Origin of the sequence: Bradyrhizobium sp. F1.4.3, assembly GCF_040548375.1 — a bacterium.
Taxonomy (GTDB): Bacteria; Pseudomonadota; Alphaproteobacteria; order Rhizobiales; family Xanthobacteraceae; genus Bradyrhizobium.
In genome coordinates, this window is the sequence record NZ_JBEPRN010000010.1 from 172781 (window position 1) to 197821 (window position 25041).

General features: G+C 63.1%; 26 protein-coding genes. 16 read left to right on the forward strand and 10 right to left on the reverse strand.

The features are described 5' to 3' along the window. Positions 1-32 precede the first annotated feature (32 nt). From ABIB73_RS24515 to ABIB73_RS24525, 3 genes are all read right to left on the reverse strand, one after another. On the reverse strand, positions 33-2183 hold the full coding sequence (locus ABIB73_RS24515; RefSeq protein WP_354228155.1) for a CHASE2 domain-containing protein: 2151 nt from the start codon (positions 2181-2183) through the stop codon (positions 33-35). Positions 2184-2201: 18 nt separating this feature from the next. Continuing rightward, positions 2202-2870, reverse strand: coding sequence for a hypothetical protein (locus tag ABIB73_RS24520; RefSeq protein ID WP_354228157.1), 669 nt, complete (start codon positions 2868-2870; stop codon positions 2202-2204). 185 nt (positions 2871-3055) lie between these two features. Beyond that, positions 3056-4192 carry an HD domain-containing phosphohydrolase gene (locus ABIB73_RS24525; RefSeq protein WP_354228159.1) on the reverse strand — a complete coding sequence of 379 codons (1137 nt, stop codon included), beginning with the start codon at positions 4190-4192 and terminating at the stop codon, positions 3056-3058. 281 nt (positions 4193-4473) lie between these two features. Here ABIB73_RS24525 and ABIB73_RS24530 point away from each other — a divergent pair, with 281 nt between their 5' ends. From ABIB73_RS24530 to ABIB73_RS24590, 13 genes are all read left to right on the forward strand, one after another. Continuing rightward, entirely contained in the window at positions 4474-4797 is a 324-nt protein-coding gene (locus tag ABIB73_RS24530) for an STAS domain-containing protein (RefSeq protein ID WP_074118959.1), read from the forward strand. Continuing rightward, the gene (locus ABIB73_RS24535; protein WP_354228161.1) at positions 4797-5162 is read left to right on the forward strand and encodes a response regulator; all 366 of its coding nucleotides are present in this window, start codon (positions 4797-4799) and stop codon (positions 5160-5162) included. The genes ABIB73_RS24530 and ABIB73_RS24535 overlap by 1 nt, the downstream gene beginning before the upstream one ends. Then, complete coding sequence (locus ABIB73_RS24540) at positions 5159-7258, forward strand: chemotaxis protein CheA (RefSeq protein WP_354228163.1); 2100 nt, start codon at positions 5159-5161, stop codon at positions 7256-7258. The genes ABIB73_RS24535 and ABIB73_RS24540 overlap by 4 nt, the downstream gene beginning before the upstream one ends. After that, positions 7255-7719 (forward strand): chemotaxis protein CheW, encoded by a 465-nt coding sequence (locus tag ABIB73_RS24545; protein WP_354228165.1) that lies wholly within the window; start codon positions 7255-7257, stop codon positions 7717-7719. Before ABIB73_RS24540 ends, ABIB73_RS24545 begins: the two co-directional genes overlap by 4 nt. A 39-nt stretch (positions 7720-7758) precedes the next feature. Continuing rightward, positions 7759-9456, forward strand: a complete 1698-nt coding sequence (locus ABIB73_RS24550) for a methyl-accepting chemotaxis protein (protein WP_354228167.1) — start codon at positions 7759-7761, stop codon at positions 9454-9456. Between the two features lie 37 nt (positions 9457-9493). Continuing rightward, positions 9494-9982, forward strand: a complete 489-nt coding sequence (locus ABIB73_RS24555; protein WP_354228169.1) for a chemotaxis protein CheW — start codon at positions 9494-9496, stop codon at positions 9980-9982. A gap of 60 nt (positions 9983-10042) precedes the next feature. Next, positions 10043-11851 carry a methyl-accepting chemotaxis protein gene (locus tag ABIB73_RS24560; protein ID WP_354228171.1) on the forward strand — a complete coding sequence of 603 codons (1809 nt, stop codon included), beginning with the start codon at positions 10043-10045 and terminating at the stop codon, positions 11849-11851. Between the two features lie 138 nt (positions 11852-11989). Then, a complete protein-coding gene (locus tag ABIB73_RS24565; RefSeq protein ID WP_354228173.1) occupies positions 11990-12844 on the forward strand; it encodes a CheR family methyltransferase in 855 nt (284 codons plus the stop codon). Positions 12845-12861: 17 nt separating this feature from the next. After that, positions 12862-13953: a protein-glutamate methylesterase/protein-glutamine glutaminase gene (locus ABIB73_RS24570; RefSeq protein WP_354228175.1), complete on the forward strand. Its 1092-nt coding sequence runs from the start codon at positions 12862-12864 to the stop codon at positions 13951-13953. Between the two features lie 5 nt (positions 13954-13958). Beyond that, complete coding sequence (locus ABIB73_RS24575; protein ID WP_354228177.1) at positions 13959-15677, forward strand: chemotaxis protein; 1719 nt, start codon at positions 13959-13961, stop codon at positions 15675-15677. 149 nt (positions 15678-15826) lie between these two features. Continuing rightward, on the forward strand, positions 15827-16270 hold the full coding sequence (locus tag ABIB73_RS24580) for a hypothetical protein (RefSeq protein WP_354228179.1): 444 nt from the start codon (positions 15827-15829) through the stop codon (positions 16268-16270). A gap of 125 nt (positions 16271-16395) precedes the next feature. Then, positions 16396-16680: a hypothetical protein gene (locus ABIB73_RS24585; protein WP_354228181.1), complete on the forward strand. Its 285-nt coding sequence runs from the start codon at positions 16396-16398 to the stop codon at positions 16678-16680. 130 nt (positions 16681-16810) lie between these two features. Then, positions 16811-17239: a CHRD domain-containing protein gene (locus tag ABIB73_RS24590; protein WP_354228183.1), complete on the forward strand. Its 429-nt coding sequence runs from the start codon at positions 16811-16813 to the stop codon at positions 17237-17239. Positions 17240-17299: 60 nt separating this feature from the next. Here the strand turns inward: ABIB73_RS24590 and ABIB73_RS24595 are convergent, their stop codons facing one another. From ABIB73_RS24595 to ABIB73_RS24610, 4 genes are all read right to left on the reverse strand, one after another. Then, positions 17300-17665, reverse strand: a complete 366-nt coding sequence (locus ABIB73_RS24595) for a VanZ family protein (RefSeq protein ID WP_354228185.1) — start codon at positions 17663-17665, stop codon at positions 17300-17302. A gap of 153 nt (positions 17666-17818) precedes the next feature. Continuing rightward, positions 17819-19402, reverse strand: coding sequence for an EAL domain-containing protein (locus ABIB73_RS24600; protein WP_354228186.1), 1584 nt, complete (start codon positions 19400-19402; stop codon positions 17819-17821). Positions 19403-19915: 513 nt separating this feature from the next. Then, positions 19916-20167 (reverse strand): hypothetical protein, encoded by a 252-nt coding sequence (locus ABIB73_RS24605; protein WP_354228188.1) that lies wholly within the window; start codon positions 20165-20167, stop codon positions 19916-19918. Between the two features lie 233 nt (positions 20168-20400). After that, entirely contained in the window at positions 20401-20574 is a 174-nt protein-coding gene (locus ABIB73_RS24610) for a hypothetical protein (RefSeq protein WP_354228190.1), read from the reverse strand. 574 nt (positions 20575-21148) lie between these two features. Between ABIB73_RS24610 and ABIB73_RS24615 the strand changes: the two genes are divergently transcribed. Further along, the gene (locus ABIB73_RS24615) at positions 21149-21304 is read left to right on the forward strand and encodes a hypothetical protein (RefSeq protein WP_354228192.1); all 156 of its coding nucleotides are present in this window, start codon (positions 21149-21151) and stop codon (positions 21302-21304) included. A 550-nt stretch (positions 21305-21854) separates the two neighbouring features. Further along, complete coding sequence (locus tag ABIB73_RS24620; RefSeq protein ID WP_354228194.1) at positions 21855-22124, forward strand: hypothetical protein; 270 nt, start codon at positions 21855-21857, stop codon at positions 22122-22124. 20 nt (positions 22125-22144) lie between these two features. On the opposite strand, the gene ABIB73_RS24625 is transcribed toward ABIB73_RS24620, so the two are convergent. The 3 genes from ABIB73_RS24625 to rfbA all read right to left on the reverse strand — a co-directional run bounded on the left by ABIB73_RS24625 (position 22145) and on the right by rfbA (position 24400). Beyond that, a complete protein-coding gene (locus ABIB73_RS24625; RefSeq protein ID WP_354228196.1) occupies positions 22145-22351 on the reverse strand; it encodes a hypothetical protein in 207 nt (68 codons plus the stop codon). A 90-nt stretch (positions 22352-22441) separates the two neighbouring features. Next, the gene (rfbB, locus tag ABIB73_RS24630; protein WP_354228198.1) at positions 22442-23506 is read right to left on the reverse strand and encodes a dTDP-glucose 4,6-dehydratase; all 1065 of its coding nucleotides are present in this window, start codon (positions 23504-23506) and stop codon (positions 22442-22444) included. A 12-nt stretch (positions 23507-23518) separates the two neighbouring features. Continuing rightward, complete coding sequence (gene rfbA, locus ABIB73_RS24635) at positions 23519-24400, reverse strand: glucose-1-phosphate thymidylyltransferase RfbA (protein ID WP_354228200.1); 882 nt, start codon at positions 24398-24400, stop codon at positions 23519-23521. Positions 24401-24486: 86 nt separating this feature from the next. On the opposite strand from rfbA, the gene rfbC reads away from it, so the two are divergent. Further along, entirely contained in the window at positions 24487-25041 is a 555-nt protein-coding gene (rfbC, locus tag ABIB73_RS24640; RefSeq protein ID WP_354228202.1) for a dTDP-4-dehydrorhamnose 3,5-epimerase, read from the forward strand.

A 25041-nucleotide genomic window follows, 5' to 3' on the forward strand; every position in this document is an offset into this window, starting at 1 on the left:
CCTCCCCTGGAGGGGGGTAAGAGCGAGCGCGGCTACTTCCCTTCGAGCGTATTGACCGGAGTCCAATCCGACGACGGTGGGTTGGAGGCGTATTGCCGCGCGCGTTTCGCGAACAGCGCTGACGCCGGATCGAGCGTTGCCGTACCTTCGAACGCGCCAACTGCCTTGGTGAACTCCCGCGCGCGCCAGCATGCGAGCCCCTCCGCGTAAGCCGCGGCTACCTTCTTCTGCTCGACGCTCTCCGCGCCCTTGTCGGCCAGCGGCTCGAACACTCGGATCGATTCGCCGCGCCCTAACACCCTGATCGCATCGAGCTCGCGCCAGGCGAAGGCGTCGCCGGTCTGCGCGACCGTCGCCTCCGAAGCCATGATCGCGGTGCCGTAATATTTGTTGGCGCCTTCGAGCCGCGAGGCGACGTTCACGGTGTCGCTCATGACGGTGTAGTTGAAGCGGCGGCGGGAGCCGATATTGCCGACAACGGCCTCGCCGCTGTTGAGTCCGATGCGGTGCGACAGGCCGCGGCCGGCGAAGGCGGGGTTGCCGGCATTGAGCTCCGCCAGCTTCTCGTGGCACTTCAGCGCGGAGCGGACCGCATTGCGCGCGTGGGTGGGATCGTCTGCCGGCGCACCGAACATGGCAACGATGGAATCGCCGATATATTTGTCGACATAGCCGCCATGGCCTTCGATGATATCGGTCATCGCGGAGAGGTATTCGTTCATCAATGTCACCAGCTCGCCCGGCGTCATCGTCTCTGCGATGGAGGAGAAGCCGCTGAGGTCAGAGAAGAACATGGTGACATAGCGCATCTCGCCGCCGAGTGCCGGCATCTTGCCGGACGCGACCATGGTGTCGATGACCTCGGGCGCGAGGTAGAACGCGAAGCTCTTGCGCAGAAAACGTTCGTCACGATCGGCCAGCATGAAGCGGTAGCCGATCGTCATCGCGAGCGCGGTAAGGCTCGCGAGCGCAGGCTCCGTCAGCGGCAGCGCCAATGCATGGACGAAGGCGCCGACGGCCATTGCGGTGTAAGCAGCGGTGAGGACGAGCCAGGTGATCACGGCGCCACTCGGAGCAAGCACGCAGGCCGCGCAGGCAATGATCGCCGCGAACACAATCGTCAAAATCGTCCGCAGGGGAAAGCCGAGCTCGGCCACGCCGTCGCGTTCCATGAGATTTCGGACCGCCGTTGCGTGCACGAAAACGCCGGCAATGTCGCTGCGGGCCCTTTGCGCGGTGCTCCCCGGCGCGGGCAGGGCGCACCGTGCAGCCGGCGACCCGTCGTATCCGCCGGACAGACGCATCGAGGTCAGCTTGCGGTCGTCGAAGGTGAGGATGCTGCCGAGCAGCACAACCTTGCCGTCGAAGGCGCGGCGGAAGAAGTCGCGGTCGCCCTTCTCGACGCAGGCGCGCAGGTCGGCGAAGGAATAGGTCGGCACGTCGCGGCCCATGCCGCGGAAGTTGAGCGTCAGCGCGTTAGGCACTGCGCTCGGGATGGTATAATCGGACAACATCGTTGCGCCGGACGGTGCGGTCTCGGCCTGTGCGCCGAGCGCGCGTGCTGCAAGCTCGACGGCCATCGCAGGGACCAGTTTGCCATCGATGAAAAAGCTCAGCGGCATCCGCCGGATCACGTCGTCGGGGTCGGTATGGACGTTGAGCGCGCGGATGTTGTTTTTCACCGCCAGTTGCTGCGCGCGGTCGGGCCTGTCCGGTTGGTCGTTGCTGAGGATCTCGCCGAGCACGAGCTTGCCGCTGTCGGAGAGCCGCCGCAGCGCGATCAAATAGTCCCGGTCAAATCCCTTCATGCGGGTGCCGAGCGGTGCGTCGCCAAAGGGAATCTCTGATTGCTCGATCGAGTTTTTGAAGATGACGTCGAAGCCGATCACCTTGGCGCCGCCGTCCGTGATACTCCCAAGCACCCGGCCGATTTCGCGTGTCCAGGTCTGCGTCGGCGATCCCTTGAACGGCGGGGTGTCGTAAGTCTCACCGTCGATCGCTACCACGACAACCGGCGATGTCGCGGGATCGCGGCGGTCGCCGACGAGCTTGCCGCGCAAGGCCGTGAGGAAGTCGAGCGAGAGACCTTGCAGCGCTTGAAGTGGCGGCGACGTGAAGACCGCGCCCGCTAGGAGCCCGATCAGGATCGCCGCAACGATGTCCCGCCTGCCGATCCGCCGCATCGCGTCGACGCGGGCCGTCTATTCGAGCCGCAGCAGGCGACCGACGATCGGCGTCGGTGACGAGGTGGCGCTGGCGTCGACCTGGAAGGCATAACGTTTGGCGCCCAGCGTTGCGAGATAGGTGCCGCCCGGGGTCAGTGACTTCCCGGCCTTGGAAAGGTCATAGAACTTGCCGCCGACCATGATGTCGCTCTTGAGCGGCACGCTGATCGCGGGCTCCTTGCCGTCGGTGCGCTCGATCACCAGCGTGCTGCCGCTCTTGGCCTGGATCAGCGGGGCTGTGCCGTAGATCGTCGCCAGCTTTGCCGGCGCGCCCTTGGCATCGGATCGCATGGTGCGGAACGTGGTCGCGGCACTCTGGTTCGCCTCGCGCTCGGAGAGCTGCGCCGCATTGGCGTCGCAGGGCACCTTGACGCGCTGCACGTTGCCGAGCTGCACCGTGCTCTGCTCGGCGCCAACCAGGACGACGCCTTCACTAATGGTCTCGCGGAGGCAGGATTTGAGATAGCTGAGCGTGATGCCCGCCTTCGGTCCAAGCTTGATGATCTTGCCGGGCGCCACATAGTCCATGAACTCGATACCGTCGACCTTGCCCTGAACGTCCTCGACGATCGCGGCCGGCGTCTCCGCGACGGCGGGGGCCGCAAGACAAAACATGCCGACAATGGCGCCGATCAGGCTTCTCATGGGCTCTCTCATCCAATTCGAACGATACGCGACTGATCCCCGTCCTGGTCCAAGGCTTAGCAGCGGATGGCACAGGCAAGTGTGACCAGAGTCACTCGTGTTATTGGTGCATTCTAGCAGGAAGAGGTTCAAATCCGTGATGGCAGAAAACGGAGCTGAAGCAGACCGTTACTCGACGCGCAATGTCAGACCGCCGCGGCCTCGGGCGAGCGATCCTGGTCCGGACAGCCCCCGGTCACGCCTTCTATAATGGGTAAGAGGGCAGCCTCGGATTTCTGCAACAGCGTCCCACGCCGCCCGCCGGCGATTTCCACGATCTCATCCCAGCGCGACAGAAAGGCCTCGACGCAGGCGGGGTCAAACTGCCGTCCCTGATTCTCGACCAGATAGTCGCGCGCGACCTCGAGCGGCATCGGCTCTTTATATGGTCGCCGCGTCGTCAAGGCGTCAAAGACGTCGGCGACCGCGACCACGCGGGCGGCGACTGGAATCGCGTCCGCCCTGAGGCCATTCGGATAACCGGTGCCGTCCCAGCGCTCGTGATGGCCTGCGGCAATTTGCGCACCGAGCTGGATCAGCTCGCAACTGGAATCCGCCAAAATCTTCTCGCCGATCGTCGCGTGGGTGCGGATCACCGCCATCTCCTCATCGGTCAGCCGGCCGGGCTTGAGGAGGATGTTGTCGGGAATGGCGACCTTGCCGACGTCGTGCAGGGGCGCGGCGAGATAGATGTCGCGGCAGAGCCGGGGCGACAGGCCCAGTTGTTCGGCGATGACCCGGCTGTATCGGGCGACCCGCAGCGTGTGCTCACCGGTGTCGTTGTCGCGGTACTCGACCGCGAGCGCCAGCCGCAGGATGATCTCCTCCTCGCGCTCGCCGAGCTTCCGTGTTGCGGCCGCGACTTCGCTGGCCAGATGCGCGGCACGATCGTTGAGCTTGCGTACGGCTGCACCAAGCTGAACCAAATTCCGCAGGCGCACCGTCATCTCGACGCTTTGCGGTGCCTTGGGCAGGAAATCGGTTGCACCAGCCTGCAGCGCTTCCATCTTGACGTCATCAGTCTGTCGCGAGGTGATCATCGCGATCGGGACGTCGACGCAGCCGGGCAGGGTACGGAAGCTGCGGATGAAGCTGATGCCGTCCATGTGCGGCATCTCGTAGTCGACCAGCACGAGATCGAACACGCGCTCGCGCGCGCAGGCGAGCGCGTCCACCGGATCGAGGAACGTCGTGGCCTCGACCAGGCCTTCCGCCTCGATATGCCGTTTCAGGAAATTGAGGACGGAGCGGCTGTCATCAACCAGAAGCGCTTGGGTCAGCATCGGCGGCCGGGCTCGTTCGGATGGCGAGGCATGACCTCAACGAATAGCCCGTGCGATTTAACGCGGAGCAAACATCCGTGGCCAACTGCCTCAAGGTTGCGCTTGGCGCATGAGATTTGGGCGGGCCATGCATGTCTGCATGCATACGCGAGGTTTTTCGGTTTGTGACCCGTAGTTGTACGGTGGAAGCCATTAGGGGTTTGCACACTCTCCTCCGCGAATAGTCGTCGCGCGGGATTCGCGCCATGCGTGCAGCGAATCCCTGGAAGTTTGGGGGACGAATGTCGTCTGATGTCACTGAGCCGAAGTGGTCCCTACGGCTGCCTGCAGATTGCAGCATCGCCGCGATCCGCAACGTCTATGACCTGATCCGCGAAGCGTTCGGGCGGCAGGACCGGCTCGAGATCGACTGCTCCAGCGTCGACAAGGCGGACGTGACCTCGATCCAGCTCCTGCTATCGACCGCCAAGACCGGCGAGGCCCAGGGCCGTCCGGTAGTCCTGACCTCATTCTCCCAGTCTCTGCGCAACACCCTTCGCCGCGCCGGTTTCGCGAGCGAGGCGATGATCGATCAGCACTTCCCGCAAAAGAAAGATGGCACCTAATGGCCACGATTCTGACCGTCGACGACTCCCCAAGCATCCGGCAGATGATCAAGGTCGTGCTCGAGCCGGCCGGTCACAGCGTGATCGAGGCCGGCGATGGTGCGCAGGGGCTCGCCAAGGCGCAGGCCGGCAAGCTCGACCTCGTTATCACCGACCTTAATATGCCTGTCATGAACGGGCTCGAGTTGATCCGGGCGCTGCGCAAGCTGCCGAGCGCGGTCGGCATGCCCATCGTGTTCCTGACCACCGAGTCCAACGACATGGTGAAGCAGGAAGCCAAAAGCGCCGGCGCCACCGGCTGGATCACAAAGCCGTTCAAGCCCGAGCAGTTGCTCGCCGTCGTCGCCAAGCTGGTGCGTGCATGAGTGCGATGGACCCGACCGAGGTCTTTCGCCAGGAAGCCAGCGAGCTGTTCGAGGTCCTGGAAGGGGCCCTGCTCGACCTTGGCCAGCGTCCCGACGACCGCGAGCTGGTCGATTCCGCGTTTCGCGCCCTGCATACGATCAAGGGCTCGGGCGCAATGTTCGGCTTCGACAAAGTCGCTTCCTTCACCCACGAATTCGAGACCGCCTTCGACCGCGTCCGCAAGGGCGAGATCAAGCCGACCCAGGAGCTGATCACGGTTGCGCTCGCCGCCAAGGACTATATCCGCGCGCTGATCGAGGATCCGCAGTCGACCGACGACATCATCGGCGACGGCATCCTCGACGACCTCAAGCGCTTCGTCGCGTTCGACCAGCCTGCCGCTGAAGTCGCCGCGATCGTGGAAGCACCGCCGCTGGCGCCGATCGAGAGCAAGCAGGCCGGTTGGCACCTCCATCTGGAATTTGAATCCCACATCCTGCGCAACGGCTCGAACCCGCTCGATCTGCTGGAAGATCTCTGCAAGCTCGGCCCCTGCTTCGTCGTTCCGATCACCGACGGCATCCCGTTCCTCGACGAGATGGACCCGGAAGATTGCTATCTGAAGTGGGACGTCAAGCTGCACGCGGCCTGCGACAAGGACGCGATCGACGACGTCTTCATGTTCGTCCAGGACGAGATGAAGCTCACGCTCGCGCCGCTGGAGCAAGTCGCGGCGCCCGCGCCGATGCCGCTATTTCAGCTGCTCGACGAGGAACCGGCCGCGGTGGCCGAGATGGCCGCGCCGGTGGTCGAGGCTGCCGTGGCGCCGGTCGCCGCGCCGCCCGTCGCAATGGCGGAGCCCAAATCTGAATCCAAGTCTGAATCAAAGTCTGAATCAAAGCAGGAACCGAAGCCCGAGAGCAAGCGCGACGATCGCGGCATCGCCACCGTCCGCGTCCAGGCCGAGCGCCTCGACGAGCTGATGGACCGGGTCGGTGAGCTCGTCATTGCGCAAGCCCGGCTGACCCAGCTCGCCGCCTCCGGTTCCGACCTCTCGATCAAGATGATCGCCGAGGAAATCGAACGTCTCGCCTCCAGCTTGCGCGACACCACGATGGGCGCGCGCATGGTGCCGATCGGCTCGCTGTTTGGCCGCTTCCGCCGGCTGATCCATGATTTGTCGCGGGATCTGTCGAAGCCGGTCGAGTTCGTCACCACAGGCGAGGACACCGAACTCGACAAGACCATGATCGAGTGCCTGGCCGATCCGCTGGTCCACCTGATCCGCAACGCCATCGACCACGGCATCGAGGACACCGCAACCCGCACCGCAAATGGCAAGACCGAGCAAGGCCGGATCGAGCTCGCCGCGGTCCATTCCGGAGCGCAGGTGCTCGTCACCGTGAAGGACAATGGCGGCGGCCTCAACACCGCGCGCATCCGTGCAAAGGCGGAAGAGCAGGGGCTGATCGCGGCCGGTGCCGTGCTCTCCGATCACGAGATCCACCAGTTCCTGTTCCATCCGGGCTTCTCCACCGCGCAGACCATCTCGGCTCTGTCCGGCCGCGGCGTCGGCATGGACGTGGTCAAGCGCACCATCGAGAACATGCGCGGCTCGATCGACCTGACGACGAAGCCGGGCCAGGGCACCACTGTGACGCTGCGCCTGCCGTTGACGCTCGCGATCATCGAGGGTCTCCTGATCCGCGTCGGTGAGGGTCGCTACATCATCCCGCTGTCGGCGGTAGAAGAATGCGTCGAGCTCACGGCCGAGGACGAACGCTCACGCGGTCGCAATTTCCTCAACGTGCGCGGCAATCTCGTGCCGTTCCTGCGCTTGCGCGAGATCATGTCTGCGTCGGGCACGCCTGACCGCCACCAGAAGACGATCATCATCTCGACCGGCGAGAGCCGCGTCGGTCTCGTCGTCGACCAGATCATCGGCAACCACCAGACCGTGATCAAGTCGCTCTCCAAGCTGCACTCGGATGTCACCATCTTCTCCGGCGCGACCATTCTGGGTGATGGCACGGCGGCGCTGATCCTCGATGTCGCGCAGCTCGTCACGCTGGCGCAGTCGAAGGTCGAGAAGCAGCACATCAGCGAGGCGGCATGATGAACGATGGTTTGGTCGGCGAGCATCAGGCCGACGCGATGCAGGTCGTGATGATCGGCCTCGGCGGGGAGAAGTTTGCGCTCGACGCGGGCCTCGTGCGCGAAATCATCGATCCGGTTCCGGTGACCAAGGTGGCCGGTGCGCGGTCCTTCGTTCCCAGCGTGATCAACGTGCGCGGCAACGTAATTCCGCTCGCGGACCTGCGCATCCGCTTCGGCATGCCGCAGACCGAGGATTCGGCCGATACGCGCATCGTCGTCATCGAGATCGAGCTCGACAACGAGCCGGTGCTGGTCGGCGTGACCGCCGACAAGGTCTACGAGGTCACCGAGATCTCGCAGGCCCACGTGCAGCAGACGCCGCGCGTCGGCATGCACTGGAAGCCGGAGTTCATTCGCTTCATCGCCAAGTGGCGTGAGGAATTCGTCATCGTTCCCAACATGGAACGCATCCTGAATTGAACGAGGTCCCGTGGGCGGGATCGGAGTTAGGGGCTGAAGATGAGATTCACGGTCAAGGCAAAGCTTGCCAGCGCGTTCGGTCTGGTCATCGTCCTGTCCATGGTCGCCGGTGGCGTCGCCTACATGAAGCTCGGCGACATGATGACGACCGCCGACAGCATGGTCCTGCGCGCCAAGCGCATGGAAAAGGCGATGGAGGTCGAGAAAGACATTCTCGTCCAGCTTCGCGCCGAAAAGAACGCTATCATCGGTAATGACAGCGAGATCGAGCAGGCCGCTGCCGACGCTGCCAAGCGCCGCGAGGGCGCCTTGAAGACCAAGGACGAAGTCTATGCGTTGGCGAGCGAGGCTGGCAGGAAACTGCTCGACGGCTTCGCCGTGGCCTATGCCAAGATGAACGCCTATCAGGAAGAGACGATCCGCCTTGCAAAGACCGACAAGGTCAAGGCGACCGAACGCTCGATGAACGAGGGGCGCAAAATTGTAAACGATGCGCTCGAGTCGATGGGCGCTTATGTCGAGAACACCAAGAAGCAGATGGCCGACCAGGCCGTTCAGTCGAAGGACGAAGGCCATCAGGCGCAGTTCATGCTGATGACGCTCCTTGGGGTCTCCCTGATGGTTGCGATCGGCGCTGCCTTGTGGATCTCGATCTCGATCAGCCGGTCGCTCGGCCGTGCGGTCGGTCTTGCCGGCGCGGTGGCTGAGGGCGATCTCAGCCAGACCATTCCCTCGGCGAGCAACGACGAGATCGGCGATCTCGTGAGGTCTCTGAACGCGATGGTGGAGAAACTCCGGCAGATCGTCGCCGAAGCGCTCACCGCCGCGCAGAACGTCTCCGCCGGCAGCCAGGAGCTCTCCGCCAGCGCCGAACAGCTCTCGCAGGGCGCGACCGAGCAGGCCTCGTCCGCGGAAGAGGCTTCCTCCTCGATGGAGGAGATGGCCTCGAACGTGAAGCAGAACGCCGACAACGCCAACCAGACCGAGAAGATCGCCGCGCGATCGGCCCAGGACGCCGAAGCCAGTGGTGCCGCCGTCGGCCGCGCCGTCAATGCGATGCAAACCATCGCCGAGAAAATCACGATCGTGCAGGAAATCGCGCGGCAGACGGACCTGCTCGCACTCAACGCGGCGGTCGAGGCCGCGCGCGCCGGCGAGCATGGCAAGGGCTTTGCGGTGGTTGCCTCCGAGGTGCGCAAGCTCGCCGAGCGTAGCCAGGCGGCCGCGGCCGAAATCGGCACGCTGTCAACGGAGACCGTGAAGGTTGCCCAGGAAGCCGGCGAGATGCTGTCGAAGCTCGTGCCGGACATCAAGAAGACCGCCGAACTGGTCCAGGAGATCACCGCCGCCTGCCGCGAGCAGGACGTCGGATCCTCGCAGATCAACCAGGCCATTCAGCAGCTCGACAAGGTCGGACAGCAGAACGCCAGCGCCTCCGAGCAGGTCTCATCGACCTCCGAAGAGCTCGCCTCGCAGGCCGAGCAGCTCCAGTCAACCATCTCGTTCTTCCGGATCGAGCAGGCCACCCGGAATGAAAGGGCCGCGCCCGCGCCGATCGACCGCGCGGTCGGCCAGCTCCGCGCCAAGGCCGCAACCATGGCTGCGGCCGATCGTGGCGCGAAGAAGCCCGCTCCGGCCCGCAAGCCGGCCCGTACGCTCAAGGCGGCGAACGGCGGCGGCTTTGCGTTCGACATGCATGACGGCGAGGACGATCGCGACGCCGAGTTTCAGCGCTGATCATAACCCAAGAACCATCGGACCCTGGACTGTAGCAATGGCCGCAACCTCGCAATATCTGACGCTCGGGCTCGCCGGCGAGACGTTCGGCATCAGCATCCGCAACGTCCGTGAAATTCTCGACATGCGGCCGATCTCGCGCCTGCCGCATGCGCCGAACTTCCTGCTCGGCATGATCGACGTGCGCGGAAGCGGTTACCCGATCGTCGATCTCAGGACCAAGCTTGGCCTGCCGAGCGTGGCGGCGACCGAAGCCACCCGCATCATCATCCTCGACGTGCCGATGAAGGATCGCCTGGTCGGCGTCGGCTTCGTTGCCGACTGCGTGTTCGAGGTCACCGATATCGACGAGCAGGCGATCGAGCCCATTCCCGAGGTCGGTGGCAAATGGCAGTCCGACTATGCCGCCGGCATCGGCCGCAAGGGCGAGAAATTCGTCGTCATCTTCGATCTCGCCAAGCTGATGGCGCATGACGAGATCCCGGAAGGACGTAACGCGACCGCGGATACGCCGCGCGCCGCCTGAGTTTGCAAGTGTGAAGCGTGGTCAAGCGTAAGCACCCCAATTCGAACCAACGAGACTGACATGAGATTCACCGTCAAAGCCAAGCTTGCCAGCGCCTTCGGCGTCGTCATTCTGCTCTCCATGATCGCCGGCGCGGTCGGCTACATGAAGCTTGCGGATATGGTCGGCACCACCGAGCTTCTGGTCAGCCGTGCCGGCCGCATGGAAAAGGCCGCGGAGCTCAAGGAAGGCGTCCTGCTCCTCGTGCGGGCCGAGAAGAACTCAATCCTCGCAGCGACCGATGCGGAATACGATCAGTTCGTGGCCGACCTCGCCAAGAACCGCGAAGCGCTCGCCAAGTCCAAAGACGAGATCCACACGCAGGCAAGCGAGTCCGGCAAGAAGCTGATGGACAATTTCTCCACGGCTTTCGCCAAGCTGAACGCCTATCAGGACGAGACCGTCAGGCTTGCGAAGGCCGACAAGGTCAAGGCCCTCGACCGCACCATGCATGACGGCCGCAAGGTCGTCGCGGACGCGCTGGAGGCTGCCGACGGCTACATCAAGAACGTCAGGAATAACATGGCCGAGCAGGCCGAGCAGGCCAAGCAGGACGGTGCGCGCGCCGAGATGCTGCTGATAAGCCTGGTCATCGCTTCGCTTCTGATCGCGATGGTCGCTGCCACCTGGATCGCGCTCAACATCAGCCGGGCGCTGGCGCAGGCCGTCGGCCTCGCCGACGCGGTGGCGATCGGCGATCTCAGCCACAAGATCGAATCCTCCAGCAACGACGAGATCGGCGACCTCATCAAGTCGCTGAACGCGATGACGGTGAATTTGAATGCCACTGCGGCGGTCGCCAACGAGATCGCACAGGGCAATCTCACGATCGAAGCCAAGCCGCTGTCCGACAAGGACACGCTGGGCCTCGCGCTCGAGCGCATGGTGGAAAAGCTTCGGCAGATCGTCTCGGAGGCCCTGACCGCAGCGCAGAACGTCTCGGCCGGCAGCCAGGAGCTGTCGGCGAGCGCCGAGCAGCTCTCGCAGGGCGCAACCGAGCAGGCCTCGTCCGCCGAGGAAGCATCGTCCTCGATGGAGGAGATGGCCTCGAACGTGAAGCAGAACGCCGATAACGCCAACCAGACCGAGAAGATCGCTGCGCAATCGGCGAAGGATGCCGAAGCGAGCGGTGCCGCGGTGGGACGCGCCGTCAATGCGATGCAGACCATCGCCGAGAAGATCACCATCGTGCAGGAGATCGCGCGTCAGACCGACCTGCTGGCGCTCAACGCCGCAGTCGAGGCCGCGCGCGCCGGCGAGCACGGCAAGGGCTTTGCGGTGGTCGCTTCCGAGGTCCGCAAGCTCGCCGAACGCAGCCAGGCGGCCGCAGCCGAGATCGGCACGCTCTCGGCCGAGACCGTCAAGGTCGCGCAGGAGGCCGGCTCCATGCTCGCCAAGCTCGTTCCGGACATCAAGAAGACCGCCGAACTCGTCGAGGAGATCACCGCGGCGTGCCGTGAGCAGGACGTCGGCTCGGCCCAGATCAACCAGGCGATCCAGCAGCTCGACAAGGTCGGCCAGCAGAATGCCAGCGCTTCGGAGGAAGTATCCTCGACCTCGGAGGAGCTCGCCTCGCAGGCCGAGCAGCTCCAGTCGACAATCGCCTATTTCCGCATCGAGCACGGCGTGAAGGGCCACACGGCTGCGCCGATCGACCGGGCGGTGACTCAGTTGCGTGTCAAGGCGGCTCACATGGCGGCGGCCGATCGTCCGGCCAAGAAGCCGCAAGCCAAGCCTGCGCGTGCCGTGAAGGCTGCCGGCGGTGGCGGCGGCTTCGCCTTCGACATGAATGACGGCGAGGACGATCGGGACGCCGATTTCCAGCGCTAGGATATCTGAGACGTCGGCCCGCCCTTCATGGGTGGGCCGATCCGTCTTCAGTGGTTGTGCAAGAGTGTAGGAATTCAAGATGGCCCGCATGGCCCGACATTCAGCGCAGGCGGCCGTCCCGGGCCCGGGCAGGCAGCCATGATGCCTGCCATGCAGGATACGGCCGTGCATCTGTCGGACCGTCACTTCCGGACCATCGCCGAGCTGATCGAGGGCCAGGTCGGCATCAAGCTGCCGCAGGGCAAGCGGCTGATGCTGGAAGGGCGGCTGCACAAGCGCGTGCGCGCGCTGAACTTCTCCGATCTCAACGAGTATGTCGACAATCTATTCGAGGCTGATCATTTCGACACCGAGCTCACCCATCTCATCGATGTGGTGACGACCAACAAGACCGACTTCTTCCGCGAGCCGCAACATTTCACCTTCATGAGGGACGTCGCGATCCCGGCCCTGCTCAAGCTGCACGGGCGGAAGAACGCGAACCTGAAGGTCTGGAGCTCGGCGAGCTCGACCGGCATGGAGGCCTATACCGCTGCGATGGTGCTTGACGACATGACGCGGAGCGGATCGCGGTTTCAGTACCGCATCCTCGGGACCGACATCTCGACCGCGGTGCTGCGCCTCGCCAGGACCGCGATCTACACCCGCGACGTGCTGGCACCGGTGCCGGAGCATTTTCTGAAGCGATATTTCCTGTCGTCACGGGACAGGTCGTGCGGCGAGGTGCGGGTGGTGCCGGAGTTGCGCCGCATGACGCATTTCATGCGAATGAACCTCATGGACGGGTCCTATCCCGTCGACCGCGACGTCGACATCATTTTTTGCCGCAACGTCCTGATCTATTTTGACAAGCCGACGCAGCGCAAGGTCGTCGAACAGCTCTGCAGCCATTTGCGGCCGGGCGGTTATTTGCTGGTCGGGCACTCGGAATCCATGGTCCACAGTGCCGTTCCGGGTTTGAAGCAAGTTCAGCCAACCATTTTCCAGGTCTGATTGGAGCGCCGCCCAAAATGCCGAAGGAGAAAGTTCGCGTACTGATCGTGGACGATTCGGCGTCCGTGCGCCAAATCCTCCAGACGATCCTCAACGACGATCCGGACATCGAAGTGATGGGGACCGCGTCCGATCCGTTTGCGGCGGCGCGCCGCCTCCAGGACGAGATCCCTGATGTCATGATCCTCGACATCGAGATGCCGCGGATGGATGGCATGACCTTCCTGCGCAAGATCATGGCGCAGCGTCCGATCCCGGTGATCATCTGCTCCTCGCTCACCGAGGAAGGTTCGAACGTGATGTTCGAGGCGTTCGAGGCGGGGGCCGTCGATATCGTGCCCAAACCGAAGATCGACACAAGGCAGGCGCTGCTCGAGTGCTCCACACGGCTGCGCGAATCCGTGAAGTCGGCGGCGCGCGCGCGCGTTCGTCCACGCACGGAGCGGCGGGTGATCGAGAAGAAGCTGACGGCCGACGCCATCATCCCGCCGCCGGTGCAGGGCAAGGTCCGGCCGACGACGGAACGCATCGTGTGCATCGGTGCATCGACGGGTGGAACGGAAGCGCTCAACGACGTCCTTGAGATGCTGCCAGCGCATTGTCCTCCCATTCTTATCGTCCAGCACATGCCGGCAGGCTTTACCGCCGCCTTCGCCAGACGTCTCGACGGCGTTTGCCAGATCCGCGTCAAGGAGGCCGAGGACGGCGAGCCGGTGCAGCCGGGCTGGGCCTATATTGCGCCGGGCGCCCGGCACATGCTGCTCCAGCGCATCGGCCTGCGTTATCAGATCGCGATCAAGGATGGCCCGCCGGTGTCGCGGCATCGTCCCTCCGTCGACGTGCTGTTCCGCTCCGCGGCCCAGCATGCCGGCGCCAACGCGCTCGGTGTCATCATGACCGGCATGGGCGACGACGGCGCGCGGGGGATGCTGGAGATGCGCAAGCTCGGCGCTTCGACGCGGGCGCAGGACGAAGAGAGTTGTGTGGTGTTCGGCATGCCCAAGGAAGCCATCGCTCATGGCGGCGTTGAGAAGGTGGTCTCGCTGCAGCAGATCCCGCGCGAGATCATGCACTGGTATCAGGCCGGGCATGCGGCTGTGGCGGGTTGATCGCGATGTCTGCCAGTCCGGCCAGCGCGTTGACTGATGCGATCGCTGCGGTCGAGGACGTCTCGTCGCGCATCGAGGAGGTCTTTGCGCGCGTCGGTCATGAGCTCGGTCGCGGCCACATCATCTTCAAGGATCTGAACCAGGGTCTCGCGACTCTCTCCGAGGAACTCTCCGGCGCCGAGATCGAGGGAGCCGCGACCGCGTTGCAGGAGATCGCGGCGCGGCTGAGCGAGCTGGCGCAGGCATTGCCGGCTGAGAGCGCTTTGCTCACGACGATCGGCAAGAGCACGGCGGAGGCGTCCTCGCTGCTCAAGCCGTTGTTCAAGCATATCGGGATGATCACCATCATCGCGCGCAGCGCGCGGATCGAGGCGGCCTCGCTCGACGGTGATCGCGAAGGCTTTCTTGCCTTCACGCAGGAGGCCTACGATCTCGGTAAGGCCGTGCAGGGTTCGATCGAAGGCTGCGCCAAGGATCAGCAGCGTTTGTCGGAAGCGGTCGCCACCGCATCCAGCCGGCAGAAGGAGTTCGAGAGCCGCTATGGGGATCGGTTGGTCGCGGAGAGCGCCGAGCTCGGCGCTGCCTATTCTGGCCTGCGCCACCAGCGCAGCAAGAGCAGCCATCTCGCCGATCTCGCAAGCGGCAGCACGAGGAAGATCGCCGAGGCCGTCGGCAGCGCGATCATTTCCTTGCAGGCAGGCGACAGCACGCGCCAACGCCTTGAACATGTCTGCCATGGTCTGCGCCTGTCATCCGAGCCCGTTCCGAGCCTCGTCCCGGAGCCGGTCGCGAGCGATGACGGCGTGCGCGCGATCCGCCGGTTGCAGGCAGCGCAGCTCAGGGATGCCCAGCGCGAGTTCGGCGGCGACATCGGCCAGATCATCCGGGCGCTGTCGGCCATCCTGCATGATGCGGGCAGCGTCGTCGATCACGGCCGTTCGCTGTTCGGCGGAAAGGATGGCTCCTCGTCGTCGTTCCTGGCCCGCATCAAGCATACGCTGGCGCAGGCCTCGACCCTGATCGCCACCTGTGAGAGCGCCGGCCGCACGGTCGACGAGGCGCTGGCCATCGTCGAGGACACGCTGGCAAAATTCCGCCAGGCCATCGCCGGACTTGCCGAGGCCACCGTCGACATCACTTTGATCGGCATGAATGCCGGCCTCAAGGCAAGCCATCTCGGCAGCCGCGGCAGCGCCTTCGTCGTCATCGCCAACGAGCTCAAGGCGACCGCCGACCAGGTCTCGGCGGGCGCCGGGCGCCTGAGGCCCGTGCTCGACGGCGTCGAGCGGTCGGCCAACGAACTGAAGGAGCTCCGCGTCCAGGGCGATCCCACGCAGCTCGCCAATCTCGAGCCGCAGATCCTCCAGGCGCTGCGCGAGGTCGAGGCCGGCAACGAACGGCTCGGCAAGCTGATGAGCCGGCTTGTCGATGAAGGCGCGGAATTCGAAGGCCTGATGAATTCGGCGCAAGGCCTGATGAGCTCGCTCGGCGAGAGCTCTGCGTCGCTGCCCACAGTCGCCGCGCGCCTCGAGACAAGCGCGGGGGCGGATCGGCCGCAGCCGCAGGACGAGGCCATGCTCGATGATCTCTTCGCGCGCTACACGATGGAGCGCGAGCGGGACGTCCACCGGGAATTCCTGCAAGCCCTCGGGCTGGTGTCGACCGCCGCTGCGCGCCGGGTCGAGGCGGTCGAGCCTGCGGACGGCGGCATAGAACTGTTTTGACATTGCTGCCGGCGTCGCGTGTACGGCGCTGGCAATTTGACGAATTGGCTTTGCAGGGCGTTAACCGTGGCGGAATGCGCGCCGTATCGGTCATTGTCGCGCCCCAGAGTTGGTCGCAAATACGAATGAACTTTACGACGGATGTTTTTATGCTGAGAGACGGCAAATACGCTGCCTGGTTCAGGACCCCGCGTGGCCAGGGCACGGGCCTGGTGGATTTAGCCGAGGGGCGGATCTCGGGCCGCGACAGCTTCTTCACTTATGGTGGCTCCTACCAGGTCGATCAGCAGCGCTTCACGGCGGTCCTGACCGTGAAACGGCATGCCGACGGCCCGCCGAGCGTGTTCGGTCCGGACGAGGTCGAGGTTAATCTCGCCGGCGTATGCAGCGGTGCGATGGCGACCTGCGCGGGAATGGCCGGGGAGGCGCCTGAGGTCAAGTTCGAGGCGACGCTGATTTACAGCCAGGAGGATGCGCCGGCGGCCGACGCCAAATGCGCCGTCGTGAAGCTCAATGCCGACAAATTGCCCAAGGGCTTCGATAGCCGGTCGCGGCCGCGCCATCCATTCACGCCGCCCAAGCCGTCCGCCTAGGGCACCCGGCGTCTTAGCTTTGCATTGACGCTGTTGTCGCGAAAGCCTTCGCGACGGCACCGCGGCAACCGTGCTTTTAGATGTGAAATCTAGGTTGAGGCCCATAACAAAAGGCGGACAGGGATATGCCTCAGATCTGGATGACATATGACGAACTCGCGACGCTCAGCGGCTGCAGTGCTGCCGAAGCCAGGGTGCAGGCGCTGCATCTGTCGCTCGATCGCCGCAAGAGCCGCGATGGAAACACCCGCGTCAAGCTGAGCTCCGCATTGATGGCCCGGTTCTTCGAGACCATTCGCGAAGCCGAATTCGAGCTCGATGGTGCGATCACGGCGCTGCGAGAAGCCCATCGGCAGATGTCCGGGGTTCTCACGGCCGATCAGGCGAGCTCCACCCGCGGCGTGGCGTAAGTCCGCCGCCTCGGCAGCAGTCGGCCTCGTTCGAATCAGGCATAATCATCCAACCGGAATTTGGTGCGACCTCTGGTGTTTCACACTGGAACAGGTCGAAAACCAACAGGATCTGGGCTGGGAGGGTGCCATGAAGAACGCTGTGTGCCTAGCGGGTGCGTTGGTTTTTGCGCTCCCGCTTCTTGTCATGACGGCGGCCAATGCCGAAATGATCAAATTGCGGGCGGAGCTCAAGGGCAGCAATGAGGTGCCGCCCAACGCGAGCTCCGGTTCCGGCAAGGCGGAGGCGTCCTTCGACACCGATACGAAGGTCCTGACCTATACCGTCACCTATGCCGATCTCAGCGGCCCAGCGTTAGGCGCGCATTTCCATGGACCCAGCGAGCCCGGCAAGAATGCCGGCATCGCGCTCCCGTTCAAGTCGGCGCAAACCCCGATCCAGGGCACGGCGACCCTCACCGAGGCGCAGGCTGCTGATCTCCTGGCCGGCAAGTGGTACGCGAACGTTCACACCGCGGCCAATCCGGGTGGCGAGCTGCGCGGGCAGATGGTGAAGTAGGGTATCGGACTGATCCGCCCGCTCCCGCGACGTGATTTCGCGCGCCTTGCGTGCCCCCCGTCAGGACGGCGGTCTGGGCAGGAAAGCCAGAATGGTCTGGGCGAGAATGACGCCGACGGTGCCGCCGGCGGCCTTTTGCAGCACGTCGATGAACTGCGGATCGCGATCGGGCGTCACCGCCTGCAACACCTCGAGCCCGACGGCGACCGCGATTACGAACGCGCAAGCCAGCTTGAAACGTCCCGGCAGCAGGAAGGACAACAGGAAGCCCAGCAGGCCGTAGGCGCTGAAGCGCTCGATGATGACGACCCAATAGGCTTCGGCATGGCCCATCAGCGCAGGCCTGCCCGCGAGCTTGGCAAGCGTGGCATAGACGATCAGCGCAAGGCAGATGGCCGCGGCCGCGATCAGATGGTTTCGACGCATTGTACCATCATAGCCGCTCGGTCGGCGTGCCGCTCTCGAAAGCCGAGAACATCGTTAAGGTTCGCGCATCGCTGACGGAGCGTTCATGACTGGTGGTTCGCACCGGGACGGTGCACGTCGCCGAGCTGTCCGAATTCGGGTCAGCCGGATCGGTCAGGCTACCAGTGCGGTGTCGTCGACCGGAGCTCCGGCCGTACGCTGCGATGCCATCAGCTCACTGAACTTCGCAAAGGGCAGGGGCGCTGCGACGAGATAGCCCTGGCCCTCTTCGACACCGCACGAGATCAGCGCGCGGACCTGCTCCTCGGTTTCGACGCCTTCGGCGACCACCGTCATGTGGAAATCCCGGGCGAGCGCCACCAGTATCGCCACGATCGTGGTGGTCGAGGCATCCACCGTGATGGTGTCGACGAAGAACTTGTCAATCTTGATCGTGTTGGCGCCGAGCCCCTTCAGCCGTGACAGCCCGCTGTGGCCGACGCCGACGTCGTCGATGGCGACGCGGAAGCCGTAGTCGCGAAGCTCGCTCACCACGGCCGCGGCGCGCGCGAGATCGTCGAGCTCGTCGCGCTCAGTCACCTCGATCACGATCTGCCGCGCGGAAACCCGCGCGGCGGCGACGGTGCTGCGGAGCGTTTCGACGAAGCCTGCGCTCAGGATGTGCTTGGGCACGACGTTGAGCGAGAGCTTGAAATCCTTGTCGGCCTTGAGATGAGGCTGGAGGTCGGCCAGCGCGCGGCCGAGCAGCTGCCAGGTCATGGCCTCGATCCGTCCGCTGGATTCCGCCAATGGAATGAAGTTCATCGGCGGGACCACCGAGCCGTCCTCGCGCGGCCAGCGCGCCAGGATCTCGCAGCCCCTGATCTCGCCGGTCCGAAGATCGAAGATCGGCTGGAAATAGGGCTTAAACTCGCCGCGCGCCAGCGCGCGATCAAGATCGGCAACGGGGCCCACCATGCGCCGGGTCCGCGACAGGAGGAGGCTGAACAGCGCGCCGAGCGCCAGCGAGACCGCCATCGCCGGCCAGTAAGCCTCGCTGTTCCAAGTCGACAGCACGGTCTTGTCGATGCGGATGACGGTGCGCAGGGGATAGCGCGCCGAGCTCTTCTCGAAATCGACCGGATGCGTCAGCGCCTTGTCGGCGTCGAGCATGAACTCGCCGAGCTGTGCGCCGTTCTTGAGCGCCAGCAGCACCTCGCTATAGGCGCGCAACTCGGCCGGCATGATGTCGAACAGGCTGGAATTGATGCCGAGGATGGCGACCAGCGCTTTCTTGTCGCCGATGTCCCTGAGCACGCCGAGCGCGTCACTGCCGAACTGCTCGACGCGGAACAGCATCAGCTTCGAATCGCGCGAGGCGAGCATGTCCGCGCGATCGACCCAGCCCTTGTCGAACTCGAGCGTCTCCGAATAGGCCGAGCAGATCACCGAGCCGTCCGAATTGACGAGGCGGACGTCCTTCACGGCAGAGCGCTGATAGACGTGGAGGCGAATCGCCTGGAGCGAGGCCGGATCGCATGTGGCGAGCCCGCGGCCGGCCAGCTCGTCGAGGCTCGCGGCCGCAAAATCGACAGCGAACTCGGACCGGCGCAGCACGACCTCGGTCAGCTGGTCGAGCTGGCGTGCCTGCTGGTCGTGGATGAATCGCGTCGCAGCGAAGTGACCGGCAAGCGCAAACGCCGCCATGCCCGCAAGCACGAGCGCCGCCAACGAGAGTTTCGGCCGTGCTGTTTTCATCCGGCCCGCGGAGATTAAGAGAGGATTACCCGAACTCTAACCTCGGAGGCGCTAAGATAGGGTTTAAGGCTGGCGCTTGCGGCTGTGTGAGCCGAAGTTCACAGGGCCATTCGACGGGGATCAGGTCCCGAAGGTCCCCGCCCCGATCGTTCGTCTGGATGGGCAACCATGGCGGCGCGAATGCCATTTCACGCTGACGGGGCTGGGCTGGCGAGGGCCGGCACCAATTTCCCGGCCGTCCGACCTGGTGACCCACAGCCTCAACGCCACGAACAGGATATTAATGACGAACCAAATCGACACCATGATAAGGAAAGAGTTTGCCACGACGGCCTCCGCCTCCCGCATTCCTTTTCGGAACAATGCTGAGACCGGACAAGAGTTCCGCTCGTGGAGCTTGAGCTTGCGATCGTCGCTGCCCAAATTCTCGTCATCGGCGGACTTGGCCAACCCGGATCAGGCGGGAAACCGCTTGCCTCAGAGCGCGACGAAGTCGTTCACGGGACGCGACGTTCAACGCCGATTGTAGGACCAGCCCTTGTCGACATCGGTCGGGTAGCGGGCCGCGAAGTAGGGATTCTTCAGGCAGTTGCGTGCGGGATCATAGATCCAGTCGGCGCATTCGTGGAAATTCAGGAATCTGCAATCGAAGCCAAACGCACACCATGGCGCCCCGTTCGGGTATCCGAACCGCACGGGAACTTGCGCCGACGCCACTGAAGGCGGAGTCAGGAGCAAAGCTACGGCGAATGCACGGGACAACATGGTGCAATCCTCCAACAGACTATCGAGCGGAGACCGAGGCCAATCGAGCGACCGTTCTCTGCGAGAAAGAGGCGATATTCAATCTTTACTGGTGGATAGTCTAACATCTGCGCACGGAGAGATCGAGAGCGCTGAAGCGTTCGGGATGCGTCGTTTTGCGGCTTCCGCGCATCAGGTGATGACGGGAGGCACGCTTGTCCGCGAGTTGTCGCGCAAGGCTGGCGCGACGCGCGCTAGTTCTTCTTGGTACCCCTGGATTTGAGCGACAGGCCGAGACGCAAGGCCATGCGCTTGATCGCGTCGGGCGAGCGCCCGAGCTGTTTCGCCGCCTCTTCCAGTGACATCGAAGACTTGGCCAGCTCCATGAGCCGGCGGTCTTCCTTGAACGACCAGGGCTTCCGCGCCATAACCGAAATGATCCTCTCGCATCGACACAACGACAAAGCCGCCAAGCGGACCCATGTCGCTCGACGGCTTTGCTTGGGTGGGGCCGGGCCTTTGGGGAAAGCCCGGTGCGGAGATGGATATGCGATCGGTGAGACTTCGCAACAAACAACGTGGATTAAGCTAACCGCTCAACCTTACCGCGATGAAATCGGCGCGTCGTGCTCCGTATAATTCCGGGGTTTTCCCTATTCCAGGCCGACCCGCGCCGATAGCCGCTATCGAGAATGGTTCGCCTCCACGTCCGGTTGTCGCGGAACCGGCCCCCGGTCCTCGCAGGGCCGCTTTCGAATCCTCGGCCGCCCGCTCGCTAAAGTTGCAATCTTTAATCGGTTCGAAGTCCGATCGAGCGCGTCATCGAGAAAGTGTTCAGTCGTTCGACGCCGCGCGCTGGATCGATTCAAAATTTGTTGAAGATCGATGTTGCGGCAGCACTCGCGGACGCGGCGAGCTGTTTCTCGCGCGAGTCTGTCACGAGATCGTCGAATTCGTTCGGTTATGATCGTGCAAGCGACACGAATAGATCAGAAGATCGAGATGTTTCAAAAAACGCTGTCAGCTATGCCTCTTGCGAAGATGAGAGAGCGGGCATTCGAAGGAATCTTCTTCAGCGTTGCGCTGATCGCAATGGCGGGTTGGGTTTATTTTATCGTGCTGTTGTCGGTAAGGTTTTTCTTCTGGTTCGTTAGTTGATGCGAACGATCAGGACGTAAGCACGGTGCTGCCCAAAAAATCTCGCCTCTGACGACAAAATCAGCGACTGTCATCATGATCTCGACACAACTCGAAGATGAGAATGTTCGTGCCGCGAATGGAGACGGCAGACGCGCAGCAAATAGAGAGATCTCCGGATGACAATGGTTTCGATTCTGATTTCGATCTTCCTTGGTTTCTGCATCGGCTACGCGACGCGCGCGTGGCGGACGCGTAAGGAACAACGTCCGCGCCATGCTGCGTGGGATCGCCAGCACGCGTCATTTGCCCGCGCCAGGCGTGCGTTCTGAGCGGCTTCAGCCGGAAAGCACGCGCCGCGATGCTAACCATATCTGGTAGGTTAAACCGTGCTGGACGTTGTTCCCCGCTCGTGCCCTCACCATGTTGCGCACTTGAGCTGGGACTCGGACTCGGATGGTCTTGCTGTTTGCCCTGGTTGTACCGGCTAAAGACTTGTCAACGTTCGTTCGGACCTACGGTCGCCGACTTGACGGTCTGAGCGTCCCGTGGATCGCGAAAGAGGTACGCCATGACTAGCTTCAGGAGCAACAATGCGCCGCGGCGGTATTTTGTCGATGCGGTCGGCAGGCGTGTTCTGATCGGTCTTACGCTCGAGGAGACCTTTGAGTTCGAACGGCTCGATAGAGAGACCGATTGCGGTCGAACCGAGCCAATATGGATTGAGCGCGGTTCTCAGCCTGCTCCCGGTGAGAAGCGCTGGCTGGAGCTATATGCCAAGCATGAAGGCGCGTGGAAGGTCTGGATGGCGCAGAGCCGCGTCGATCAGCCCTATCTCTAGTCTTCGACGGCCAGAAAAACTCAGGCCGATTCGTCCAGGCCAGGCGGCGCGGGAAAAAGCTTTGCGAGGCGATCCAGCCCCATCCCGCGCGCCCTTGCATCGAGAACATGCCGGGCCATGACGTACCTGAACTTCCATGCGGGGCCGGAAAATTGGTCCGCGGCCCAGATCTGCGGCTTCGGACGACCATCCAGGCCGTGAATCCAGACGAAATAGCATTCGTCCATCCTCTTGCGAGTCCCTTTTGCAGGTCGACGCGGACAGCCTGTCGCCAATGTCCTGCAGGACGACAGGTGCCGCGAAGGGTGGTCGATCTGCTATCCCAGGCCGATACGCTTCTGCTGATAACCGCGATCGAGAATGGCCTGCCACCATTTCTGATTGTCGAAGAACCAGCGAACCGTCTTGGCCAGGCCGCTTTCGAAATTCTCGTCAGCGCGCCATCCGAGCTCGCGCTCGAGCTTTGAAGCATCGATCGCGTAGCGGCGATCGTGACCGGGACGGTCGGTGACGAACGAAATAAGGCCGCGCCGGGAGCCTGCCGTACCCGGCGACATTTCATCCAGCTGGTCGCAAATGCTTTCCACGACGTGGAGGTTGGTGCGCTCATTGCGGCCGCCGACATTGTACGTCTCGCCAACCGCGCCGCGCTCGAGCACAAGTGTGAGCGCCTTGGCGTGGTCCTCGACGTAGAGCCAGTCGCGGATGTTCTGTCCATCGCCATAAACCGGCAGAGGCTCTCCGGCGAGCCCCTTGATGATAATGTGGGGAATGAGCTTCTCGGGAAAGTGATAGGGCCCGTAATTGTTCGAGCAGTTCGTCACCATCGTCGGAAGTTCGTAGGTCTCACGCCAGGCGCGGACCAGGTGGTCAGACGACGCTTTGCTCGCCGAGTAGGGTGAGTTGGGCGAGTAGGATGTGGTCTCGGTGAAATAACCGTCCTTGCCGAGCGAACCGAACACCTCGTCGGTGGATATGTGGAGAAACCGGAATTGCGAACGACGATCCGGGGTCAGGTCCCTCCAGTATCGCAGCGCCTCCTGTAGCAGCGTGAAGGTGCCGACGATATTGGTCTGGATGAATTCGCCGGGGCCATCGATCGAGCGATCGACATGGCTCTCGGCAGCCAGATTCATCACCGCGACGGGCTGGTACTTTTCGAACAGCTGGCGAAGCGACAGAGCCTCGCAAATGCATTGCTTCTCGAAGGCATAGCGCGGATTTGCTTCGGCGTCAGGAAGTGACTTGAGGTTCGCCGCATAGGTAAGCTTGTCGATGTTGACGACGCGCGCGTGCGTGTCCCTGAGGAGATGACGGACGACTGCGGAGCCAATGAAACCTGCACCGCCCGTAACGAAAATCGTGGAACCTTCGAAGCGCATGGGTGATCTGCCTTAGTCGTGAGCGGCGAAGGAGCGGGCTACTGATTGCAGATACTGGCCGTAGCTGCTCTTGGCGGTCTTCTCGGCAACCTTCATGAAGGCTTCGAGAGAAATGTAACCGCGCCGCAAGGCGATTTCCTCGGGGCACGCGATGCGCAAACCCTGGCGCTGTTCCAGGATCTGAACGAAGTGACTGGCTTCGACCAGCGAGGCGTGCGTACCCGTGTCGAGCCAGGCAAACCCACGGCCAAGCACTTCGACGAACAGGTCGCCACGGGCGAGGTACGCGTTGTTCACGTCGGTGATCTCGATCTCGCCCCGTGCCGAAGGTTTGATCCCTGCCGCGATGTCAACCACACCATTGTCGTAGAAATAGAGGCCGGTCACGGCCACATTCGACTTCGGCTGCTTGGGCTTCTCTTCGATCGAGCGCGCGCGCCCGTCACCGTCGAGCTCGACCACGCCATATTGTTCGGGTGCGTTGACGACGTAGCCGAAGATCGTGGCGCCGCTCTTGCGCGTCGCGGCCTTGGCGAGCATCTCCGGAAGTCCGTGTCCGTAGAAGATATTGTCTCCCAAGACCAGCGCGACCGAATCTTGTCCTACGAAATCGCGGCCGACGATGAATGCGTCGGCAAGCCCGCGCGGGGTCTCCTGGGCTGCGTATGAAAATTTGACACCGATTTCCGATCCGTCTCCGAGCAAGCGCTGAAACAGCGGCTTGTCCTGCGGCGTCGAGATGATGAGAATTTCGCGAGTTCCAGCGAGCATCAATGTCGACAGCGGATAGTAGATCATCGGCTTGTCAAAAACCGGAAGCAGCTGCTTCGACACCACTGTTGTGACGGGATAAAGGCGCGAGCCTGTTCCGCCAGCGAGTATAATTCCCTTCATCGTCCCTCTCTGGTTTGCCAGATTGAAAATATCAGATAGAGTGCGCTGCACAAGATTGTTGTACGTGCGGAACTGAAGTCGCTAGAATGAACGTTATCAAGACTGATCTGCCTGAAGTTTTGATCATCGAGCCAAAGCTATTCGGCGATCAACGCGGCTTTTTCTTGGAAACCTATCAACTCGAGCGTTATGCGCAGAACGGGGTTGCGCAGCCGTTCGTTCAGGACAATCTTTCACGCTCACGTTATGGAGTGTTGCGTGGGCTGCACCTGCAGAATCCATTCACGCAGGGCAAGCTGGTCGCGGCACTTCGCGGCCGGGTGTTGGACGTTGCGGTCGATGTCCGTGTCGGTAGCCCAAATTTTGGGCGTCACGTTGTTGTCGAACTGAGCGAGGAGAATAGGCGGCAATTGTGGGTTCCTCGCGGCTTCGCGCATGGCTTTGCCGTTCTCTCCGAGACTGCTGATTTCTTCTATAAATGCGACGCGCTCTATAGTCCGAAGGACGAAATCTCGGTTCGGTGGAACGACCCGGCGATAGGCATCGACTGGGGCCTCGCAGATCCATCGCTTTCGCCCAAGGATGCCGACGCGCCTTTGCTGGCGGATGTGAAGAATCTCCCGCGCTACGGGGAGGTCTGA

Excerpts from the sequence above, each read along its gene's own strand:
- ABIB73_RS24605 (WP_354228188.1), bottom strand. The coding sequence starts at position 20,167 with ATGTTGTCCCGTGCATTCGCCGTAGCTTTGCTCCTGACTCCGCCTTCA.
- ABIB73_RS24560 (WP_354228171.1), top strand. The coding sequence starts at position 10,043 with ATGAGATTCACCGTCAAAGCCAAGCTTGCCAGCGCCTTCGGCGTCGTC.
- ABIB73_RS24535 (WP_354228161.1), top strand. The coding sequence starts at position 4,797 with ATGGCCACGATTCTGACCGTCGACGACTCCCCAAGCATCCGGCAGATG.
- ABIB73_RS24515 (WP_354228155.1), bottom strand. The coding sequence starts at position 2,183 with ATGCGGCGGATCGGCAGGCGGGACATCGTTGCGGCGATCCTGATCGGG.
- ABIB73_RS24545 (WP_354228165.1), top strand. The coding sequence starts at position 7,255 with ATGATGAACGATGGTTTGGTCGGCGAGCATCAGGCCGACGCGATGCAG.
- ABIB73_RS24590 (WP_354228183.1), top strand. The coding sequence starts at position 16,811 with ATGAAGAACGCTGTGTGCCTAGCGGGTGCGTTGGTTTTTGCGCTCCCG.
- ABIB73_RS24585 (WP_354228181.1), top strand. The coding sequence starts at position 16,396 with ATGCCTCAGATCTGGATGACATATGACGAACTCGCGACGCTCAGCGGC.
- ABIB73_RS24520 (WP_354228157.1), bottom strand. The coding sequence starts at position 2,870 with ATGAGAAGCCTGATCGGCGCCATTGTCGGCATGTTTTGTCTTGCGGCC.
- ABIB73_RS24570 (WP_354228175.1), top strand. The coding sequence starts at position 12,862 with ATGCCGAAGGAGAAAGTTCGCGTACTGATCGTGGACGATTCGGCGTCC.
- ABIB73_RS24575 (WP_354228177.1), top strand. The coding sequence starts at position 13,959 with ATGTCTGCCAGTCCGGCCAGCGCGTTGACTGATGCGATCGCTGCGGTC.
- rfbB (WP_354228198.1), bottom strand. The coding sequence starts at position 23,506 with ATGCGCTTCGAAGGTTCCACGATTTTCGTTACGGGCGGTGCAGGTTTC.
- ABIB73_RS24615 (WP_354228192.1), top strand. The coding sequence starts at position 21,149 with ATGTTTCAAAAAACGCTGTCAGCTATGCCTCTTGCGAAGATGAGAGAG.
- ABIB73_RS24620 (WP_354228194.1), top strand. The coding sequence starts at position 21,855 with ATGACTAGCTTCAGGAGCAACAATGCGCCGCGGCGGTATTTTGTCGAT.
- ABIB73_RS24530 (WP_074118959.1), top strand. The coding sequence starts at position 4,474 with ATGTCGTCTGATGTCACTGAGCCGAAGTGGTCCCTACGGCTGCCTGCA.
- rfbA (WP_354228200.1), bottom strand. The coding sequence starts at position 24,400 with ATGAAGGGAATTATACTCGCTGGCGGAACAGGCTCGCGCCTTTATCCC.
- ABIB73_RS24580 (WP_354228179.1), top strand. The coding sequence starts at position 15,827 with ATGCTGAGAGACGGCAAATACGCTGCCTGGTTCAGGACCCCGCGTGGC.
- ABIB73_RS24625 (WP_354228196.1), bottom strand. The coding sequence starts at position 22,351 with ATGGACGAATGCTATTTCGTCTGGATTCACGGCCTGGATGGTCGTCCG.
- ABIB73_RS24565 (WP_354228173.1), top strand. The coding sequence starts at position 11,990 with ATGATGCCTGCCATGCAGGATACGGCCGTGCATCTGTCGGACCGTCAC.
- ABIB73_RS24540 (WP_354228163.1), top strand. The coding sequence starts at position 5,159 with ATGAGTGCGATGGACCCGACCGAGGTCTTTCGCCAGGAAGCCAGCGAG.
- ABIB73_RS24550 (WP_354228167.1), top strand. The coding sequence starts at position 7,759 with ATGAGATTCACGGTCAAGGCAAAGCTTGCCAGCGCGTTCGGTCTGGTC.
- ABIB73_RS24525 (WP_354228159.1), bottom strand. The coding sequence starts at position 4,192 with ATGCTGACCCAAGCGCTTCTGGTTGATGACAGCCGCTCCGTCCTCAAT.
- ABIB73_RS24610 (WP_354228190.1), bottom strand. The coding sequence starts at position 20,574 with ATGGCGCGGAAGCCCTGGTCGTTCAAGGAAGACCGCCGGCTCATGGAG.
- ABIB73_RS24555 (WP_354228169.1), top strand. The coding sequence starts at position 9,494 with ATGGCCGCAACCTCGCAATATCTGACGCTCGGGCTCGCCGGCGAGACG.
- rfbC (WP_354228202.1), top strand. The coding sequence starts at position 24,487 with ATGAACGTTATCAAGACTGATCTGCCTGAAGTTTTGATCATCGAGCCA.
- ABIB73_RS24595 (WP_354228185.1), bottom strand. The coding sequence starts at position 17,665 with ATGCGTCGAAACCATCTGATCGCGGCCGCGGCCATCTGCCTTGCGCTG.
- ABIB73_RS24600 (WP_354228186.1), bottom strand. The coding sequence starts at position 19,402 with ATGAAAACAGCACGGCCGAAACTCTCGTTGGCGGCGCTCGTGCTTGCG.